The organism is Sporosarcina aquimarina, from assembly GCF_023715615.1.
Taxonomy (GTDB): domain Bacteria; phylum Bacillota; class Bacilli; order Bacillales_A; family Planococcaceae; genus Sporosarcina; species Sporosarcina aquimarina_A.
In genome coordinates, this window is the sequence record NZ_JAMBOM010000003.1 from 287,104 (window position 1) to 307,124 (window position 20,021).

At 41.6% G+C, this 20,021-nt stretch carries 12 protein-coding genes and 1 pseudogene; 4 read left to right on the forward strand and 9 right to left on the reverse strand.

The window, feature by feature from the left end:
- Nucleotides 1-164 precede the first annotated feature (164 nt).
- Nucleotides 165-1,703: a malate:quinone oxidoreductase gene (locus M3197_RS10980; protein ID WP_251661527.1), complete on the reverse strand. Its 1,539-nt coding sequence runs from the start codon at nt 1,701-1,703 to the stop codon at nt 165-167.
- Nucleotides 1,704-2,263: 560 nt separating this feature from the next.
- Between M3197_RS10980 and M3197_RS10985 the strand changes: the two genes are divergently transcribed.
- On the forward strand, nt 2,264-5,263 hold the full coding sequence (locus M3197_RS10985) for an efflux RND transporter permease subunit (RefSeq protein ID WP_251661529.1): 3,000 nt from the start codon (nt 2,264-2,266) through the stop codon (nt 5,261-5,263).
- A gap of 95 nt (nt 5,264-5,358) precedes the next feature.
- Here the strand turns inward: M3197_RS10985 and M3197_RS10990 are convergent, their stop codons facing one another.
- Nucleotides 5,359-7,098, reverse strand: a complete 1,740-nt coding sequence (locus tag M3197_RS10990) for an ABC transporter ATP-binding protein (RefSeq protein ID WP_251661531.1) — start codon at nt 7,096-7,098, stop codon at nt 5,359-5,361.
- A 125-nt stretch (nt 7,099-7,223) separates the two neighbouring features.
- On the opposite strand from M3197_RS10990, the gene M3197_RS10995 reads away from it, so the two are divergent.
- From M3197_RS10995 to M3197_RS11005, 3 genes and pseudogenes are all read left to right on the forward strand, one after another.
- A complete protein-coding gene (locus M3197_RS10995; RefSeq protein ID WP_432813997.1) occupies nt 7,224-8,645 on the forward strand; it encodes an ABC transporter permease in 1,422 nt (473 codons plus the stop codon).
- Between the two features lie 13 nt (nt 8,646-8,658).
- Nucleotides 8,659-10,155 (forward strand): ABC transporter permease, encoded by a 1,497-nt coding sequence (locus M3197_RS11000; protein WP_251661532.1) that lies wholly within the window; start codon nt 8,659-8,661, stop codon nt 10,153-10,155.
- Between the two features lie 30 nt (nt 10,156-10,185).
- Nucleotides 10,186-11,997: pseudogene (locus M3197_RS11005) on the forward strand (ABC transporter substrate-binding protein).
- 112 nt (nt 11,998-12,109) lie between these two features.
- Here the strand turns inward: M3197_RS11005 and M3197_RS11010 are convergent.
- The 7 genes from M3197_RS11010 to M3197_RS11040 form a co-directional block, all read right to left on the reverse strand.
- Entirely contained in the window at nt 12,110-12,877 is a 768-nt protein-coding gene (locus M3197_RS11010; protein ID WP_251661534.1) for a 3-hydroxybutyrate dehydrogenase, read from the reverse strand.
- A gap of 17 nt (nt 12,878-12,894) precedes the next feature.
- Nucleotides 12,895-13,659, reverse strand: a complete 765-nt coding sequence (locus tag M3197_RS11015) for an SDR family NAD(P)-dependent oxidoreductase (RefSeq protein WP_251661536.1) — start codon at nt 13,657-13,659, stop codon at nt 12,895-12,897.
- Nucleotides 13,656-14,606, reverse strand: coding sequence for a 3-hydroxyacyl-CoA dehydrogenase family protein (locus tag M3197_RS11020; RefSeq protein WP_251661537.1), 951 nt, complete (start codon nt 14,604-14,606; stop codon nt 13,656-13,658). Before M3197_RS11020 ends, M3197_RS11015 begins: the two co-directional genes overlap by 4 nt.
- 78 nt (nt 14,607-14,684) lie before the next feature.
- Nucleotides 14,685-16,001, reverse strand: coding sequence for a GntP family permease (locus tag M3197_RS11025; protein ID WP_251661538.1), 1,317 nt, complete (start codon nt 15,999-16,001; stop codon nt 14,685-14,687).
- Between the two features lie 32 nt (nt 16,002-16,033).
- The gene (gene hisD, locus M3197_RS11030) at nt 16,034-17,311 is read right to left on the reverse strand and encodes a histidinol dehydrogenase (RefSeq protein WP_251661539.1); all 1,278 of its coding nucleotides are present in this window, start codon (nt 17,309-17,311) and stop codon (nt 16,034-16,036) included.
- A 157-nt stretch (nt 17,312-17,468) separates the two neighbouring features.
- Nucleotides 17,469-18,464 (reverse strand): LacI family DNA-binding transcriptional regulator, encoded by a 996-nt coding sequence (locus M3197_RS11035; protein WP_251661540.1) that lies wholly within the window; start codon nt 18,462-18,464, stop codon nt 17,469-17,471.
- A 167-nt stretch (nt 18,465-18,631) separates the two neighbouring features.
- Nucleotides 18,632-19,825, reverse strand: coding sequence for a DUF4317 domain-containing protein (locus tag M3197_RS11040; protein ID WP_251661541.1), 1,194 nt, complete (start codon nt 19,823-19,825; stop codon nt 18,632-18,634).
- Nucleotides 19,826-20,021: the final 196 nt, after the last annotated feature.

Consider the following 20,021-nt stretch of genomic DNA (forward strand, 5'->3'; position numbering starts at 1 on the left):
CTGTACATCTTATTTTCCCCGTCTAGAGCCTTGATAGAGCTGTTAATCGCTATAGCCTGTCAGCAATTGAATACACTGGATGCAGTATTTCTAAAAAGGAAAAACTCTTGCAGGGAGGCTTCTAGAAGAAACCCTGCAAGAGTTTTTTATTGGATCACTGATGATTATTCTTCGATTTTAGTTTGCTCTTCTGTTTCAACTATCTCTACAACTGGAAGTGCATTGTTAAGTTTCAATGACTTCGCAGTTGCTTCTTTCACATCACGTAGCATTTCTGGATTCTCTACCAATGCCACACTGTATGAAGGAATCATCTCTTTAAATTTCGCTTCCCATTCAGCTTTACGTTCTGGGAAACACGTGTTCAGGAGATTGATCATGACGTGAACTGCTGTTGAAGCTCCAGGAGACGCTCCGAGCAATGCAGCGATCGAGCCATCGGCTGCGTTGACCAATTCAGTTCCGAATTGTAGTGTTCCTTTTCCGCCAGCCTCTGTTTCTTTGATGACTTGTACGCGCTGACCCGCAACGACGACATCCCACTCATCCACCTTAGCATTGGGAATGAACGCACGTAACTCTTCAACTTGCTGCTCTTTCGAAAGCATAAGCTGTTGAACAAGATACTTCGTCAGCGACATCTCTTTCATACCTGCAGATAACATATTGACGACGTTGTTCGGTTTGACAGACGATAGTAAGTCCATCATCGAACCGGTTTTCAAAAACTTCGGTGAGAAGCCAGCAAACGGTCCGAACAGCAGAGACTTTTGGTTGTCAATATAACGTGTGTCCAAGTGAGGGACTGACATCGGTGGTGCACCGACAGAAGCCTTCCCATATACTTTCGCGTAATGCTTTTCTGCAACTTCCGGGTTGTTACATACTAAAAACAGACCGCTAACCGGGAAGCCGCCGATTCCTTTACCTTCAGGAATCCCGGACTTCTGCAACAAATGAAGGCTTCCACCGCCGCCGCCGATGAACACAAACTTAGCCGTGTGGCGTTCGATTTCCCCGCTCACCAAATTGCGAACTTTCAGCTCCCAACGCCCATCACTCTTCCGTTTCAAATCCTCTACGCTACGTCGGTATTGAATATCAACATTTTCACGTTGAAGATGATCAAATAGCATATTTGTGAGCGCGCCGAAGTTAACATCTGTTCCATCATCGATTTTAGAAATAGCCATTGGCTCCGTAGATGTCCGGTCTTCCATCATCACAGGAACCCATTCTTTTAACGTTTCACGATTTTCTGTGTACTCCATATCTTGGAACAGCGGATTTTGCTTCATCGTTTCATAGCGTTTCTTTAAAAACGTTACGTTGTCCTTACCTTGCACATAACTCATGTGTGGAAGTGGACGGATGAAGTCTTCAGGGTTTTGAATTTTTCCGTTCTCTACTAAAAATGACCAGAACTGCTTAGAGACTTGAAACTGTTCGTTGATTTTAATCGCTTTGCTAATATCAATGGAACCATCTGCCTTTTCCGTTGTATAGTTCAGTTCACATAATGCTGCGTGACCTGTACCGGCATTATTCCATTCATTCGAACTCTCTTCCCCTGCACGGTTAAGCTTTTCAAACACTGTGATATTCCACTCTGGAGCCACCTCTTTCAGCATCGCTCCGAGCGTGGCACTCATAATGCCAGCGCCAATTAAAATAACGTCTGTATGCGTATCTCTGTTGCTCATTTGACCCATCCTTACACACTGAATTTGCAAAAAAAATGACAGAATACTTACCGGCACCTTTTTTGTCTAGTTGTTCCTTGTTTAAATCTATTCGATTGGATTGATTAATAAATACACATGATATACCTTCCCAATTATAGACTAATTCAAAGAGATACAAAAGAGAGATGTTTGGAATATCAATAGAATTCCCTATACGCAAAAATTCAAATGCAAAATCCACAGAAATTTATACAAGTAGAAAACATTCTGTACTCGACATTTACTTACTTAGAGTGTGATAGAGAACTTATTGTAGGTTATTTATTTTGAATAAAAACTGTACGTCTCCCTTTGTATTATAAGGTGGCGTGCGGTTTTCTTGATTTTTTTAAGTCTGCGCAAAAACAGCTTAACCCTGAATAGGAATGATTGAAGACACGAAAGAATAGTCTTGAGAATGAGACGAGTCACCCCTCATATACATCTAAAGGCTGAGACAGATTCAGACTTATAGACGTCTGAAATTTCTAAAATCTACGCTATTGTATAGATAGTAAAAAGTTAAAGGAGGTCTGGCGGTGCATATTTTAGAATATATCGTTAGAAAAAAAGTATTAGTGGGTCTTCTATCTGTTTTGGTTATCGCTCTTGGAGGACTTGCTGTTTTTCAATTGGATAAGGAGATAATGCCTTCTATTGGAATGGATGGTGCTTATGTCAATGTCGACGCTGGTGAACTATCCGCGGTTGATGTTGAGAAGATGATTACCACTCCACTTGAACAAAAGATCCAGGCAATTGAAGGTGTAAAAGAAATTCAATCTAAAACCCAACGAGGCGATAGCACTTTACAGATTACATTTGAGCGCGGACAGGGAGAAGAATTATCCAAAGAAGTCCATCAAGTTGTAACCGAACTAAAAGCGGCTCATCCGGAAATTAAAGAAATCTCTTCAAGTCAGTATGGTGTGAACCAAGGCTATGAGTTCTATATGGATGTGACCGGCGGAGATATGAACTCAATGTCTGATTTCGCAAAAGAGGTTTTAAAGCCGCGACTTGATAGCTTGAGTGAAGTCGCTGATGTGAATTTGTCAGGAATGCCCGAGTCTGAAGTAGCCATTCAGTTTAAGCGCGATGAACTGGCGAAACACAAGTTGGATATTTCGCAGGTAATTAGCATGATAGCTGAAGCGAATACAGACGCGACACTCGGAGAATTGAGGGACGGGAAAGACCAAGTAACGGTTAGATGGGATACAAAGTTGGATAGCGTGGCGTCCATTGAACAACTAGAAATTCCGACATCCACCGGAACAATCCTTTTAGATGACATTGCTAAGGTTTCCTTAGTACCTCTTGAAGGCTCATCATTCGTTTGGAAAAATGGCACGCGAGATTTAGTGTTCGTGCAGATCAGTCGCGCTGCTAATGTAAACCAAATCGACATGGCAAAAGCTGTTCGATCGGAAGTCGAAAAGATCCGAGAAGAGGGGCTTATCGAAGGCTTCACCTTAAATGAAATGGTTGCCCAGGCAGACTTTGTTCAGGAGTCGATTACAGGTGTTTCGGTCAATATTTTAATAGGAAGTATTGTTGCGATTGCTATTCTACTGGTGTTTCTGCGCAACGTTCGTGCAACACTCATTATTGGGGTATCTATCCCCACTTCTGTTCTTCTCACTTTTTTAACCGTCCACCTATTAGGTTATAGTCTTAATATGTTGACCCTTATTGGGTTAGGTTTAGGAATCGGAATGATGGTGGATTCGTCTATTGTGATCCTGGAATCGATTTACCGGCAGAGAGAACTCGGACTCGGAAATATGGAATCGGTTCTTACTGGAACGAAGGAAGTCGCTGGTGCGGTTTTTGCATCCATGTTGACGACAATCGTAGTGTTCTTACCTATCGGATTCATAGGTGGCGATCTGGGTCGGCTCATGATTATCTTATCAATCGTCGTTGCCGTTACCTTAATCAGTTCCGTCATTGTCGCTTTTACGGTAATACCGACTTTATCGGAAAAGTTTTTACGGTTCAAAAAGAGAGATACGGCCTCTAAGGAAGGGTTCATTACGAAAAGGTACAGTGCCATCATTTCATGGATTGTCCGAAAAAAGAAACGCAGTATGCTCGTCATTGCTCTGTTTTTTGCACTCTTCGTCGGCTCTCTTTTCTTCGTATCTAAAATCCCGATGACCGTGATGCCGGACATTTTCAACAGATATACAGAAATCGTGATTGAGCTCGAATCCGGTATTGATGCTCAAGAAAAAGAAGAAGTAATCGCTACTGTGAATGAACGCCTGAATGCTATTCAAGATATTGAATCTAATTATATATTGGATTCAAATGGGGTGCTCGTTGGGATTATTAACATGACGAAAGGCGATAAAATTCACAAAGGACAAAAAGAAGTGAACGAACAGATTTTGAAAAGCATACGTGAATTGGTGCCTTCTACGCCAGTCAATAGTGTTCAAAGTGCTATGGATGGGTTGGCGGGATCCCCCGTTCAAGTGATTATTAAAGGAGAGGAGTTTGGCACATTACAAACCCTATCCAATGAGTTTAAACAAAAACTTGATGGTGTTGAAGGAGTCGTAGGAATTACGGATACCCTACAGCATGCTTCACCTGAGCAACTCATTGTATTGAAGGAGAAAGCGATTCAGGATGCGGGCTTGTCTACGTTACAAGTGAAACAATTCCTTGAAGAGGCCTTCGTTACTACACCTATCGGACAAATCACTGTTGCGGAACAGTCAGTTCCATTAATCGCAAGTTGGGATTCAAAAACAACTACTCCAGAAAAATTGCTCCAATTAAAGATCCCGACAACAAATGGCGAAAAGAAATTGTCCACTTTCATAGATTTAAAAACGGTTCAAACTCCAAACGAAATTATGCATAAAGACGGTGAGCGTTATATTACGATATCTGCTGATATTGAAGGGCGGGATTTAGGAGCCATCAATCGTGATGTTCAAAAGGCTTTGAAGTCTTTCCAAACGCCTAAAGGATATTCCGTTGGAGTCGCGGGCGATATCGAGCAGCAACAAAATCTGATGATGGAAATGATAATTGTATTGGCTATTGCATTATTCCTTGTGTATTTTGTAATGGCAGTCCAGTTTAACCACTTAGGGCACCCCTTCATCGTCATGTCTATCATCCCAATGGCAATAATCGGTGTCATAATTGGGTTGGCCGTCACTCAAAGAGAACTGAATCTCTTGTCGGGTATGGGAATCATCATGCTCATTGGTATCGTCTTGAACAATGCAATATTACTCATTGACCGGACAAATCAGCTGCGTACAGAAGGAAGTTCTGTTGAAGAAGCACTCGTTGCAGCAGGTATTCAACGAATACGCCCCATTCTCATGACAACGTTAACGACAGTGGGTGGCATGTTGCCCCTTGCACTCGCATCTGGTGTCTCAGGGAACTACCAAGCACCTCTTGCAACAGTACTCATTTCGGGATTACTATTTGCGACCGTCATTACATTGTTGCTGATTCCTTCGGTGTATCGAGTGTTTACTGTTAGCAAAACGAAAACAGAAACTTAATGAAATGAAAAGCCTCATTCAGCCTCATACTTAGGCTGAATGAGGCTTTGTCACCTAATCATCACTTAACTGGTCTTTCAATTGTTTTTTAGATTTCACCCTATTTCATGAGCTACCCAATGCCCATCCGTTACTTCTACCAGTTTTGTATTTTCCACATTGAACTTCCTACTTGTTTCATCATCTTTGTTGAGTTGTCGATGTTTGTTTGCTCCCAATTTAGGGTCTGGAATCGGAATAGCAGCTAATAAGGACTTTGTATATGGATGGAGCGGGTTATTATATAACTCTTCGCTCTCTGCCAACTCGACAATCTTCCCTGCGTACATAACTGCTACCCGATCGCTGATGTGCTTCACCATTGACAAGTCATGAGCTATGAATAAATACGTAAGACCCAGCTTATGTTGTAAATCCTCCAGAAGTTGAACAATCTGTGTTTGGATGGATACATCAAGTGCAGATAGTGGTTCATCACATACGATGAAATCTGGCTCCACTGCCAAAGCTCGTGCAATTCCAATTCTTTGACGTTGACCACCAGAGAATTCATGGGGATAACGCATCGCATGCTCAGGTTCCAAACCAACCATCATCAGCAACTCTTCCACCCTTTTCTTCCGTTCAGTTTTGCTTTTGCTCATCTGATGAATATCTAGTGCTTGCCCGATAATATCAAGTACTTTAAAGCGTGGATTCAAAGAGGAATATGGGTCTTGAAAAATCATTTGCATATGTTTTCTCATTCTCTTCATCTCTTTTGAAGTAAAACGGTTGATGGCCATCCCTTGGTATAACACTTCCCCACCCGTCGGTTCGTCCAACCTCAAAATTGCACGTCCCGTTGTAGACTTGCCAGATCCAGATTCCCCTACAAGACCAAGTGTTTCACCGGGTCGAATGTGAAAACTAATATCGTCAACCGCTTTAGTTAATCCTTTTTTTCCACTATCGAAATGTTGCTTAAGGGACGTCACTTGAATAAGGGGAATCGTCTTGTCAATTCCCTCTGGTAATTGGGATACACGTTTCTCCTTTTTCTTCTCATCGAGTCGAGGTAGTGCATTTAATAAATTTTTCGTGTATGGATGTTTTGGACTTTCAAACACCTCAAACGTTGTTCCGGTTTCCACAATTTCACCTTTCTTCATAACTGCGACATGATCACACATTTCCGCAACTACTCCCAAATCATGAGTGATCAATATTATAGAAGTGCCAAAACGTTGTTGAATAGTTTTCATGAGATCGAGAATTTGTGCCTGAATGGTTACATCTAGTGCGGTCGTAGGCTCATCTGCAATTAGCAATGCGGGCTTACAAGCGAGCGCAATTGCAATCATGACCCGTTGACGCATTCCTCCTGAAAACTCATGAGGGTATTGGTTATACCGAACTTCACTATCTTTAATGCCAACCAAATTTAAAAGTTCAATTGTTTCCCTTTTTGCTTCTCTCTTGGAAACGTTCATATGTTTCATAATGCTTTCACATATTTGTTTTCCTATTATTTTAGTCGGATTTAAAGAAGTCATAGGATCTTGAAAAATCATCCCAATCCCATTACCCCTAATACGTTCCATTTCCTTCTCTGTCTTCAAGGTCAGATTTTCTCCTTGAAATTCGATAATTCCCTCTTTCATATACGAAGGTGGGGAAGGCAATAAACGCATGATAGAACGCGCGGTCACGCTTTTTCCACTGCCTGATTCTCCTACAATACCAAGTGTTTCTCCTTTATTAACCTCAAAACTCACACCACGAACAGCGTGGAAATCTTCATCCCTCATCGTAAAGGAAACGTGTAGATCTTTTACTTTTAATATGGGTTCCACAGGAAATCCTCCCCCTTTTGTCATCATTGGTGAATGTCAAGAATAGAATTGACAACTAATAACTACTTGATTATAGTCTAGTATACCGATAGGAATTAAACAATATAAAAAGGTGGTGGATTAATTTGGCGTACACTATTACTTCACTTCTTCAAAAGTCATACAAAGAAGCACAAGGAAAAACAGTAGTTCAAGTTCTGTTAGTTCTGGCCGGACTTCCCGTTCATCTAGTCATATATTTTATTTACTTGATTAGAAAAAAAGACCAAAGCCGCGATACTGTGTTGAAAGACATAGCGTTGGAACTGTCAAAGGAACAATTATCTGATCAATGGCATGCTGATTATGTAGATCAGCTATCTCGAAAACGAACTTTCTTTCAGGAGAATGTTAGCGATAAAGAGCTACACGAAGTAGCTGAAAAGCTAGTGGAAGAAAGGAAGAAAGAAGAAATTACACGGCGTACTGTTGATTATTTTAATCAGAATGGAATACAGAGAACTACGTATTCGGTTTACTTTCAATCCCTCTTAGAACGCCGCCATTTTTTACTTTGCACCTTACTTCCCGGGGTTCTTATGTACGCAATCCTATTGCTAATCAGCAATCCTTTTCTAACCTATATCGCAGAGAGACTTATCCAAAGTGTGCTTGTCATTGTAGGAGTCGCGATTTTGGTGTTTACAATTCTCTATATCTCACCATTCGATCCAGCCTCCAACATTCTTGGGGAATCGGCGACACAGGAGCAGATTGCAGCGTTCAACCAATTACACGGACTCGACCTACCCTATTGGCAACAACTATTGAATGCGTTAAAAGGTATCGCCACCTTCGATCTAGGATCTTCATTTGCAGGTAATGAAGATGTCGCAACGAGCATCGCCAACAAATTCCCGGTTACGTTAACGATTGCACTGTTCTCGGTCATTATGGCAGTTGTCATAGCAATTCCGGTCGGCATCCTTTCTGCAACTCGACCGAATTCGTTTCTGGATTACTCGTTCATGTTCATTGCATTAATCGGCTTGTCCATTCCGAACTTTTGGCAAGGACTAATCTTCATTCTAAATTTCTCGATTAAGCTCAATTGGTTGCCAGCTACGTATAGTCCTAGTAATCACCTATCCATGATTATGCCTATCGTCGTTCTTGGAACTGCGCTTACAGCCTCTATTGCAAGAATGATGCGCTCATCGTTACTTGAAATTATTCACGAAGACTACATCATCACAGCACGAGCGAAAGGACTTTCTAAGAGTCAGATGTTATGGAAACATGCTGTCGGAAACGCTATGATCCCTGTCATCACTGTCATCGGACTATTGTTCGGAGGGATGCTTGGAGGTGCTGCCGTAACGGAAAAGGTCTTCAATATTAGAGGAATAGGAAGTTATATTGTTGATAAGCAATTCATCCCTGATATCCCCGCCATCATGGGCGGAGTTGTCTATATTGCAATTACAATATCCTTAGTCAATTTACTAATTGATATTTTGTATGCATTCCTAGATCCACGAATTCGCTCTAAGATAAACCAATCGTAAAGTAGGTGAAAGCATGAAAGATTCCTCAAACAATCGACATGCGTTAGTGATATCAAAAGATTATCCTCAAGCTAATTTCACATGGATTCTCTCGTTAGCACTCGCTGCACTCTTCTGGTGGAACAGTTTTCCAACTAAAACAGATGAGCTGAATCCGTTTGTGTTCGCCCTGTTCTGCGCCTACATGTTAACGTCCATATTCCAGCTATTCATCACTAGAAAGATGAAAAAGGATCTGCTCAATACGGGGGGAATTCACAAAACAACAAGACGTTTAGGTTATTTCCAACTAGCAAGTTTACTGACAGGTAATATTTTTGCAGCTGCTTTCGCTTTTAACTTAATCAATAAAAGAAAGACTCCTGAATACACGTTTGCGGTGTATACGCTCCTGACTCAACTAGCTGTCATCGCTATAAGCTCAGTGAATCTATTTAAACCTTATGTCAGCGATACGTTTCTTATCGCTATGGCAAGCCTTCTTGTTATTGCTCTGTTTCACCTAGTAGCGCTCATACTGACAGTCCATTACGTAAGAGAGTATACAGCCCCACGTTGGATGTCTATCCTTGCTGTTGTTTTAATGGCAACAGCCGTTACAGGTAACTTATTTGCTTTACTTCTAGGTTGGAGCCTTTTCATGAAGTCTAGGCGCTTCGATTCTTCCCGACTGCTGAAATGGAATGTGATGTGGGAGAAAATCACTCGGAATTCTACTGCGGTCCTAGGCATGTTTTTCATTCTACTCATGCTTACCATTTCTATCACGAGCCGATTCACGTTCGACTATGCACTTGCTGTAGAAAATAATTACAGTGCTATATTACAAGCTCCCAGTATCGTGTATCCGTTTGGAACGGATAACTTTGGACGCGATGTGTTTTCAAGAATTGTGTTCGGTGCCAGGATTTCATTGCTCGTGGGTTTTGCATCTACGATTCTTCCAGGCCTAATTGGAGGATTCCTTGGTGCAATTGCGGGATATTACAGTAATCGCATCGACAACTGGATTATGCGCTTGCTCGATATCCTATATTCGATTCCTGGTATCTTACTTGCAATCGCCATAATTGCTGCATTTGGAGCCAATACAGTCAATCTAATTATTGCGCTAAGCGTTGGTGGCATACCAACGTATGCACGTACGATGCGAGCGAATGTCCTTATGGTTTCTAACTACGATTTCGTCGATTCTGCAAAGGCATTAGGCGCATCAGACTTTTCAATACTGTTTAAACAAGTTGTACCTAATTCACTTGCTCCGATGATTGTAAAATCGACTTTAACAATTGGTGGTGCAGTCATCGCGACAAGTAGTCTAAGTTACTTAGGACTTGGAGTCGAGCCACATATTCCAGAATGGGGAAATATTTTGAAAGTCGGTAGTACGTATCTTGAGTCGAATTCGTATCTCGCAATTTTCCCTGGACTTGCAATTATATTGCTCGTTCTCTCCTTCAATTTCTTGGGTGATGGGTTGCGAGATGCCCTAGATCCTAAGCTTGACTGACAACTAACAAAAACTTGGAGGGATTCATCTATGAAAAAGAAACTGTTAACACTAACCATACTGCTCGTTCTTGTGCTTGCAGGGTGTGTCAAAACTAAATCCGAAGTCGAAAGTGAAGGTAAAGAAGAGGACAGCAAGGGTGGCTTGAATGAGAAAGTGCAGATTGAAGTCCTTGGAATGGGATCAGGCTAAGAAGACTTAAATATTGTGCGTGACCAGCTCATCAAAAATGGTTTTGACGTCAAACTGAACATTCAACCGGATTACGGAACCTTTTCAGCACAAAAAGATGCTGGAAACTTCGACCTTGCACTTTCAAGTTGGACGACAGTAACTGGTAACCCTGACTATGCCGTACGTGCGTTATTCAAATCTGATGGCGCGAATAGTCTGGTTAAGGACTCTAAAGTGGATGAACTGATCGATAAAGCAAGCTCAGAAACTGCTGACGAATATATTAAAACTTACAAGCAGCTTGAACAGCAACTCGTTACAGAAAAAGCATTCATCGCACCCCTTTATAACTCTTTTAAAGCACAAGGCGTAAACAAAGAAGTGCTGAATTCAGATACAGTTAGACTTGCAAAATCCCGTGCGATTCCATGGGAAACTATTGACTTCAAAGATGCAGCAAAACGCACAACTGAACCACTGGTGACGCAACAAGCAATAGGCGATTTGACTTCTCTGGATCCAATTAAAGGGAACGATGGTTCTATTAATACACTCAACACAAATATGTACGTACGACTTGTCAACTTAACAGATGAAGATGAGGTCGTATCAGATGGTTCACTCTCTTATAACTATGCGATGGCTGAAGGAAATTCAGACTACTACTTCCTTCTTCGCGATGACATTAACTTTGCTTCCATTTCCAATGAGAAAGCGATTGACACGGGAGAACGTGTCGGCGCAGAAGATGTTGTGTTCTCTCTGGAACGTGCAAAAGACAAAGACTCTGTACCTGATCACCGAACGTATAGCTTACACGAGCGTATAAAAAGCGCTGAAATTGTTACCGATTTAACAGAATTGAAGAATGCAAAACAATCCGGTAGTGAAAAAACCATTCTAGAGTCACTGGAAAAAGGGCTTGATACGAAACTATCCGGAGTCGTTGAAAGTAAAACAAAAGCTGACAATAGTAAAGGAAACTATCAAGTGGTTAAAGTAACAACAACTGAACCATTCCCCCAAGTATTAAATTACTTGGCCCATCAATCCGCAGGGATAGTCTCAGAGAAACAAGTGAAGAGTATCAACACATACGATGTTGCATCCTTCAACTTAGATAAGGATATTCCATATGGAGATCAGCGCACAGTAACTGAAGGTGCAACTTATAACAACCATCTGTATGCAAGTGGACCTTATATTCTTGTGAAGAAAAACGATTACCAAGCAGATTTCGTAAAAAATCCTGGGTATCGTAAGGGAAGTGATTTTGAACCTAAGATTTCAAACATAACTGTACGCTTCATCGATGACTCTGATAGTGCTCTGTCGGCATTACGTAACGGTGAAATTCATCTATTTAATGGCGTTCCGGAAACGAAGTACGACCTTGTTGAAGCAGACGATAACTTGCTACTACAAAAAAGTGACAGCAACGCCGTTACTTATTTGCAGTTCAACACGGCCGGCCGAGAAGTTTCAGAGAGTGAAAACTTACGTAAAGCGGTACTCTTCTCCATCAATCAAGATGAATTTTTGAACTATTACCAAGGCAACAAGAAAAAAGCCTATTCGACAGTTAGCCCACTGGTAGACACAGGAAACGAGCTCGTAGCTGATTCTGATAAGGTAAAAGATTTCTTGAAAGCCTATCACAGAGAATAAAAGAAAACCGCACGCCAACCTCATTTTCCAGGTTGGCGTGCGGTTTTTTACTTTGATATATACTTTAAGGATACTCTTTCGTTTACAAGAATTCGAAACGAGTTACACCCGATTACTGAGCCGTATACCCACCATCTAAAACGATCGCCTGTCCAGTAATCCCTTTTGCTGATTCACTCGACATGTACAATGCCAAATCGGTGATTTCTTTGACGTCAATCAACCTTTTCTGTGGCACAAGTGGATATAAAACTTCTTCCAATACTTGCTCTACTTCAACGTTGCGGGTTTTTGCAAGATCATTGAATTGGTCACGTACCAGTTTCGTATCTGCATATCCCGGACAAATTGCATTCACGGTAACACCATCTGTTGCAGATTCCAAGGCAGCTACTTTTGTTAATCCAATTACGCCATGTTTCGCAGAGTTGTAGGCAGCTTTCCCTGCAAAACCTATAACCCCATTAATCGATGCCATGTTAATGATACGGCCAAACTTCTGCTTCTTCATATATGGCATTGCGTGTTTAATAGCGATAAATGGTGCCGTTAGCATAATTTTAACTAGTAGCTCAAACTTTTCGGTTGGGAATTCTTCAATGAACGACACATGTTGCATACCTGCGTTATTCACCAAGATATCTATTTTTCCGTAGGTTTTTACAGTGAATTCAATTGCAGCTTGAATGTCTTCTTCTTTCGTGACGTCACAAACAATTCCCGAAACATCTCCACTTAACTGAGAAACTGCTTCATCGATCGCTTGTTGACTAAGATCTGAAAGAACCACTTTTGCTCCGGATTCTGAAAAGGCTTTTGCAATATCAAAGCCGATTCCTCGAGCGGCTCCTGTAATGAACAAAACGTTGCCTTCTACCATTTCTTCATCCCCTTAAGTTAAATTGCTGTCCATCCGCCATCTACTTTAATGGTTTCTCCTGTTACAAAGCTAGCCATATCGGAAGCTAGATAGAGTACAGCTCCTGATATATCCTTAGGCTTGGCCAATCCATTTAACAAGATCCGCTTTTCTACATCTTGTTTAAAGGCTTCATCTGTAAACATTTTTGCGGTCAACTCCGTTTCAATGAACGTTGGGGCAACTGCATTTACCGTAATGCCATGCTCTGCCCATTCAACTGCCAATGCCTTCGTTAATTGAACGAGCCCTCCCTTACTTGCACAATACGCCGCACGCTTATAATACCCAACAAACGCCATTTGCGAAGCAATGTTAATAATCTTACCACTTTTTTGAGCAAGCATATGACGAGCTGCTTCCTGGCTACTAAAGAAGACCGACTTCAAGTTTAAATCGAGTACAGTGTCCCAATCCGATTCTGTCACGTCCATTGCTGGCTTCGCAATGTTTACTCCTGCATTATTCACTAACACATCAATCGTTCCGAAGGTAGCTATAACTGTTTCAATCAAATGCTGGATCACAGATAGACCACTCAAATCCCCAGAGATCCCGATGCATTTTGGGTTAAATACTCGAAGTTCACTTACAGTTTCATTGAGTGCTTTTTCATCACGGCCTGTAATAATTACATTGGCATTCAACTCTGCAAATGTGCGTGCAATATCTTTTCCTATTCCCTTACTACCACCTGTAACGACAACGGTTTTCCCCTCAAGTTCAGAGAAATAAGAACTCATTCGTTCTCCTCCTCTCGGTTATTTCGATCATATTTCAAGAAATGGATGAGTGTGCGTTCACGCTCTTCATTGACCTCTTTAGATGTCTTCTCGTCCCATTCATAAAAACCCTGTCCATTTTTATCACCTAAATGTTTCTCATCCACAAGACGAGTGAGCGTTTCACCAGATTGTTGAGCTGTACTTAGTTCGCTGAATAAGTAATTCGATATTGCTGAAAATACATCCAGTCCGCCCATATCTGCGGTCATCAATGGACCTGTAATTGGTAAACGGCGCCCTATGCTATAGGTAACTGCAGCGTCAATGTCTTCTTTCGTTGCAGCTCCAATATCTAATAAATACTGGGCTTCCCGGAACAATGCATATTGAAGACGATTACCTATGAAACCAGGGATTTCTTTCTTTAGTAGAACCGGTTTCTTATTCATCTTTTCAAGAATTTTCATCACTTGCTCAATGGTTCGCTCGTCTGTATGCTCACCCGTTACCACTTCTACGAGAGGAATTAAGTGAGCAGGGTTCCAAAAGTGTGTGACAATGAAGCGGTTCGGATGCTTCATCTCTTTTGCAAGCTCACTCGGTTTAAATCCAGATGTATTGCTAGCAATAAGACATGTGTCACTCACTAATGCTTCTAGCTTTTTATACAATACCCATTTCAGTTCGATTTGTTCAGGTATCACTTCAAAGATAAAATCAGAAGACGAAACACTCTCTTCTAACGACGTCGATAACTCGATGTTCCCACGAATGCTTTTTATTTCATTCAAATCGATTAGTTCGTTTTCCATCATCACGGTTAACTTGTTTTGTAATCCTGTTTTGGCTGTTTCAAGATCAGCTTCATTCATTCCAATAAGTTTAACCGGAAATCCTGCCCATGCGGCTGCTAATCCGATAGAATGCCCCATTGTTCCACAACCAATTATTGAAATCTTCTCCATCTATACCACCCCTTATTTTTGTCTAGCAAACGAAAGATACCCAACAAACCATCAGATGGTTTGTTGGGTATTGAACTCTTACAAGCCTATCGAGAATAAGATAACAGCCAAAGCGGCACCAATGATTGGTACGACAACAGACAAGGCTCCAAATGCTGGATACGCGTCTTTATGCGTTTCACCCGCAATGGAACGAATAGTTGTCACAACGTATCCTCCTTGTGGCAGTGAATCCAATGACCCTGAAGATATGGCTACTGTACGGTGTAACGCCTCTGGATCGACTCCTAAATCCATATAATGTGGTGCAAGTAGTGGCAAGGCAATCGCCTGTCCCCCTGATGACGAACCCGTAAGTCCAGCGATAACGGCAACCGCCAGTGCCCCCCCAATAAGCGGGCTCCCCGGGATGTCTGTCATTACGCCAACCGCTGCATCAAAAGCAGGTGTCGCTTTTACCACACCCCCAAAACCAACGACTGCGGCTGTGTTGGCGATTGCAATAACTGCCCCCATTGCACCTTCACCAACCGCATGCCCGAAGTTCTGAAAGTACTTTTTATTGATCAAATACGTTGCTAAAATACCACCGCTCAAAGAAATAATTAACGCTGACGTTCCGAGTGGTTTGTGCAAAATCAATGTAATACCAAGGACAACTACTAAAGGAATCATGCTGAGCAATGGATTCGGAAGTTCTGTTCGTGTATCCGCTTCCTGATCCGTTTCTCTCACAACAAAGCTTTCACCTTTAGCGACAGCTTTAGAAATCATTCGTTTCAGCCACCAGTATCCAAACAAGAACATGAAGATTGCTACGAAAAAGCTCACTTCCCAACCCGCATATGGAGTTGTGCCTAGGAACTCGATTGGAATCCAGTTTTGTATTTCAGGTGATCCCGCGGACGTCATTGTAAACGTCGTGGATCCAAATGCTAATGCAGCTGGTATGAATCGTCTTGGTAGATTGGCTTGTCTGAATAGACTCAACGCCATCGGATAGACAGAGAATGCGACAACGAACAAACTGACACCACCGTATGTTAAAACAGCACAGGCGATGACTACTGCTAAAGCTGCTCGTTTCATACCGATTTTGCTGACAATCCATTGCGAAATACTATCTGCGGCCCCACTGTCTTCCATGACTTTACCGAATATGGCTCCCGTCAAGAACATCAAGTACCAGGATGCGATGAACCCCGTAAATCCGCCCATATAGTTCGTTAAGAAATTTACTGCTCCCTCTTCCGCTAACTGCGGGAAGAGAGGAATGCCGTTTAACACTGCGATAAACAGTGCAGTTATTGGTGCTGCAATGAGGAGATTCATCCCCTTCATTGTCAAAAAGATTAATATTGCTAGTCCCCCAAAAAGACCAATGAATCCTAACATAGTAAAACCCCCAATTTCCCCAAGTGTACGATTTACTTTTTACCGTACCGTTCTACTCTAAGGAGTGCTTGTTTCGCATGTCCTTCAAAGTTTTCCAGCTTACAAAGACGTGCTGCGTATTCTCCGATATAAGCACTAGCTTCCGGCTTCACTTTTTGATACGTCACGGTTTTAATGAATTTCCCTACCCACAGTCCACCTGTATAACGTGCTGCCCCTTTTGTCGGTAGCGTGTGGTTCGTGCCGATTACTTTGTCCCCGTAAGCAACGTTCGTTTCAGGTCCTAAGAACAAGCAACCATAGTTCGTCATGTTTTCTAGGAAGTAATCTGGATCTTCCGTTAAAATCTCTACGTGCTCAAATGCAAGACGATCAGCTTCAACACGTGCTTCTTCAATGGAATCCACGACCAATACTTGGCCATAATCTTCCCATGAAACACTTGCAACATCTGCAGTCGACAATGTTTCCAACTGACGTGCGATTTCTTCAATCGTTTCGTAGGCGAGTTTTTCAGAAGTCGTGATTAATGCTCCTGGAGAAGTCGGTCCGTGTTCACCTTGACCGAGAAGATCGGTTGCGATCATTTCAGCGTCCGCTGTATGGTCTGCAACCACTAACGTTTCTGTAGGACCTGCAAATAGGTCAATTCCAACCCGACCGTATAATTGACGCTTTGCCTCTGCGACGAATGCATTACCCGGTCCAACGATCATGTCTACGGATTCAATAGATTCTGTACCGATTGCCATTGCCGCCATTGCTTGAATGCCACCAAGCAAGTAGATTTCATCTGCCCCAGCTAAATGCATAGCAGCGATTGTTGCGTTTGGAATTTCGCCATTGATCGGCGGAGTACATGCAATTACTCGTTTCACTCCAGCAACTTTTGCAGTCAAAACACTCATGTGTGCAGAAGCTACCATCGGATAACGGCCACCAGGGATATAGCAGCCTACACTGTTTACAGGGATGTTTTTGTGTCCCAAAATAACTCCTGGGATGTTTTCAACTTCTACATCATTCAAAGAATCTAGTTGTGCTTGTGCAAACGCCTGAATGTTTTTTTGAGCAAACTTAATGTCTTCAATGACACTAGATGGCACTTGTTCAACGATTTCCTGAATTTGAGCATCACTCAAACGGAATGATTCAGGAGCCCATTTATCGAACTTCGCCGATAGCTCTCGTACCGCTTGATCACCACGAGTCTCTACATCTTTTAATGCACCTGCAACAATTTCCGATACCTTAGTATCATTTGCAACTACTTCTTCTTGTGACTTACCTGCTTTAATCACTTTCACCATAATTACGCCTCCTATTTTTAAACCGCTTACATTCCGATTTATAAAAAAATTAGTTACAGACCTATTCTCATTACACGGAGAGTTCTCACACTTGCATACGTATGCAAGAAACTCTATGAGAAAAGATTATTCCTATTATTCATTTTAGTCAACACTTTTATGTAGTTTTTCTTTCAACGAATTTTCCATCCACCTCTATAATTTGCGCTAAACCGGTATAAGACGTGATTTCTGCCAATAAATAATTCACAGTTTCCTCTATCATTTCTTCAATCGGCTGTTCCCAGGTCGTCAATTCATAAGCTGGCCAAGAAGCCATATCAATATTATCGAATCCTACAACTTTTGTGTCTTGTGGAATACGAATATCATTTTTACGAAGTGCGTCAATTACTCCTAATGCCATTATGTCATTAGCGACAAAAAATGCTGACGGCAAACGTTTTCCTTCCAGGACAGTCATAGCTGTCTGATGGCCTCCCTCATATGTGTAATCTGAGTTATATTTCCGGTATGCGATTTTCTGTTGATCGAGAACTTCACAAAAACCTTTTTCACGCTCCATGCTCGTAGATGTGTGTTCATTTCCAGTAATCAACACCAGCTCTGATGCACCTTTTGATAGTAAGTACTGCGCAATCGAACGACTCGCACTTAAATTATTGCAGCATACCGAGTGGAACTCTCCTGTTCCTAGCTTTCTATTAAAGAAGACGAGTGGAATATGATTTTTCTTAAACTCTTCCCCTACTGAAAACGACATGGTTGCATCCGTGACTACCACACCCGCAACATTATAGTTCAATAACGTTTCGACATCCTCTTTTTGAATTTCATCATTGTTGGTATAGACAAACAAAATACTATATCCATGTTGCTTAAATATGGAACTAAACCGTTTCAGCACTTGCGCATAAAAAGGGTTTTGAACGCCTTTCATGACAAGGCCAATAATATTCGACTGATTCGTTATGAGGCTTCTCGCGTATACGTTAGGACGATAGCCAAGTTCTTCCGCAGCCTCAAGAACCCGCTTCTTCGTCTTTTCTGAAACAGAAGCTCCTTCAAAATATACCCTCGAAACTGAGGATTGGGAGACTCCCGCCAGTTTAGCTACATCCTTTGCAGTTACCGTTTCTCTCATTACGCTCATTCCTTTGAATTCGATTTCGCATCACTACCGATACCTTTACTTTATATTACTAGTTTTTTGTATTCAATAGTCCACAACAAAAAAGGCTGATTGCATACGAGCAATCAGTCTTTTGAATCTTTCATTTCGAATTTACTACGCTCATTTGTTAGCTGTAAGATGCTAACTTACGATTCAAACAGCTCTTCTTCCATCAACGTAAATCCTTCAATCATCGTATCTTCTTCTACCTCAATTAGGAGACAGCGTTTGCCATTGTAATTGACTTGTTTCACATATTTTAAATCTTGGGGGCTGATTGAAATATTTGCGACTTTCGTGCTGATTTTTATAGATTTTGATGTGTAACTTGGAACGACATGGCTCGCTTTCAGCTCATAGGATTCATCTTCAACGACAGATTGGAATGCCTGTTGTACTTTTTCGGTATCGACGTCTTCTGCCCCACTCAATTTCAATACACGTTCCAGTTCTTTTGTATTCAATGTCGGCACATAATCCTCATCTTCACCTTCGTCTTCCACGGTCGTCATTCGGTTGAGTTCATCATAAACGTTGGCCAGCATTTTGGTGTTGACTTCATCTCCCACAACGTGCTTAACAATTTCTTCAAACACTGCTTTGTCATCTTCAGCCGTCATGATTTCCTCACCATCTAACACATTTTCGATAAATTGATAATCCGGTTTGTTTGCCTTACCCGCAGCATACAAAATGTGATTCACATCCGCTGCATTGTCAGTAAAACAAGGGAACAAAAACCCACCAATAGGCGAAGCTAATTTGACGACAGGATCAGTCATCTCACTGGACTTAAACTCACGTTCGATAAAGTCGAACACGAGTGAACTTTTCGGCAGTTCGGTGTGATTCATGCTACAAAGAATGAAAGGTGTGGTGTACGCCTCGTCCCCTTCAGCCATTTCCAACTCTTCCAAGTTCTTTTTCGTCGGTTTATAATACTTCCCACGAATGAACGTAATGACCAAGTCTTTTTCATACTGAGTATCCTTGACCATTTTCTGTGCGATCAACTGCATGCTTTCTTTCCAATCATTCACTTCTTTTGTATGGAGTCCTGCGTATAAGAGCTGTTGGGTATTGTCTGTCTGTCCTTCTTTTACTTCCGCAAATCGAACCTCGAATAGTTTCATGGCGAGTTTTCCGCCTAACACCTTTTTAAAGTTCGCTAAAAATAATTCTTGTTGCTCCCGCTCCATTAACCCGAATGCTTGACTCTCCTCGTGATAGATTTCATCACTTTCCTGGCGAACGTATACATTATAAATGTCTGTAATCATAAGCAAATCCGTATCTACTTTAAATTGCTTGCGAATATCAGCAATGTCTTTCTTGTTCATATAAAGTCCCTGCTTTCTATCTTTAAGATCGATTGTTTTGGATCTGACTTAGCTCACATCCAACTTAGACTATTCAAAGTTCAGCACTCGCTTTTGACACTCTTACATTATAGCAATAGTTGTGTACATGAAAGAAATTTTGAGGGTTATAGAAGACTTGAATTAGGCATCAACACTACCTATCTGTTTCTTATGC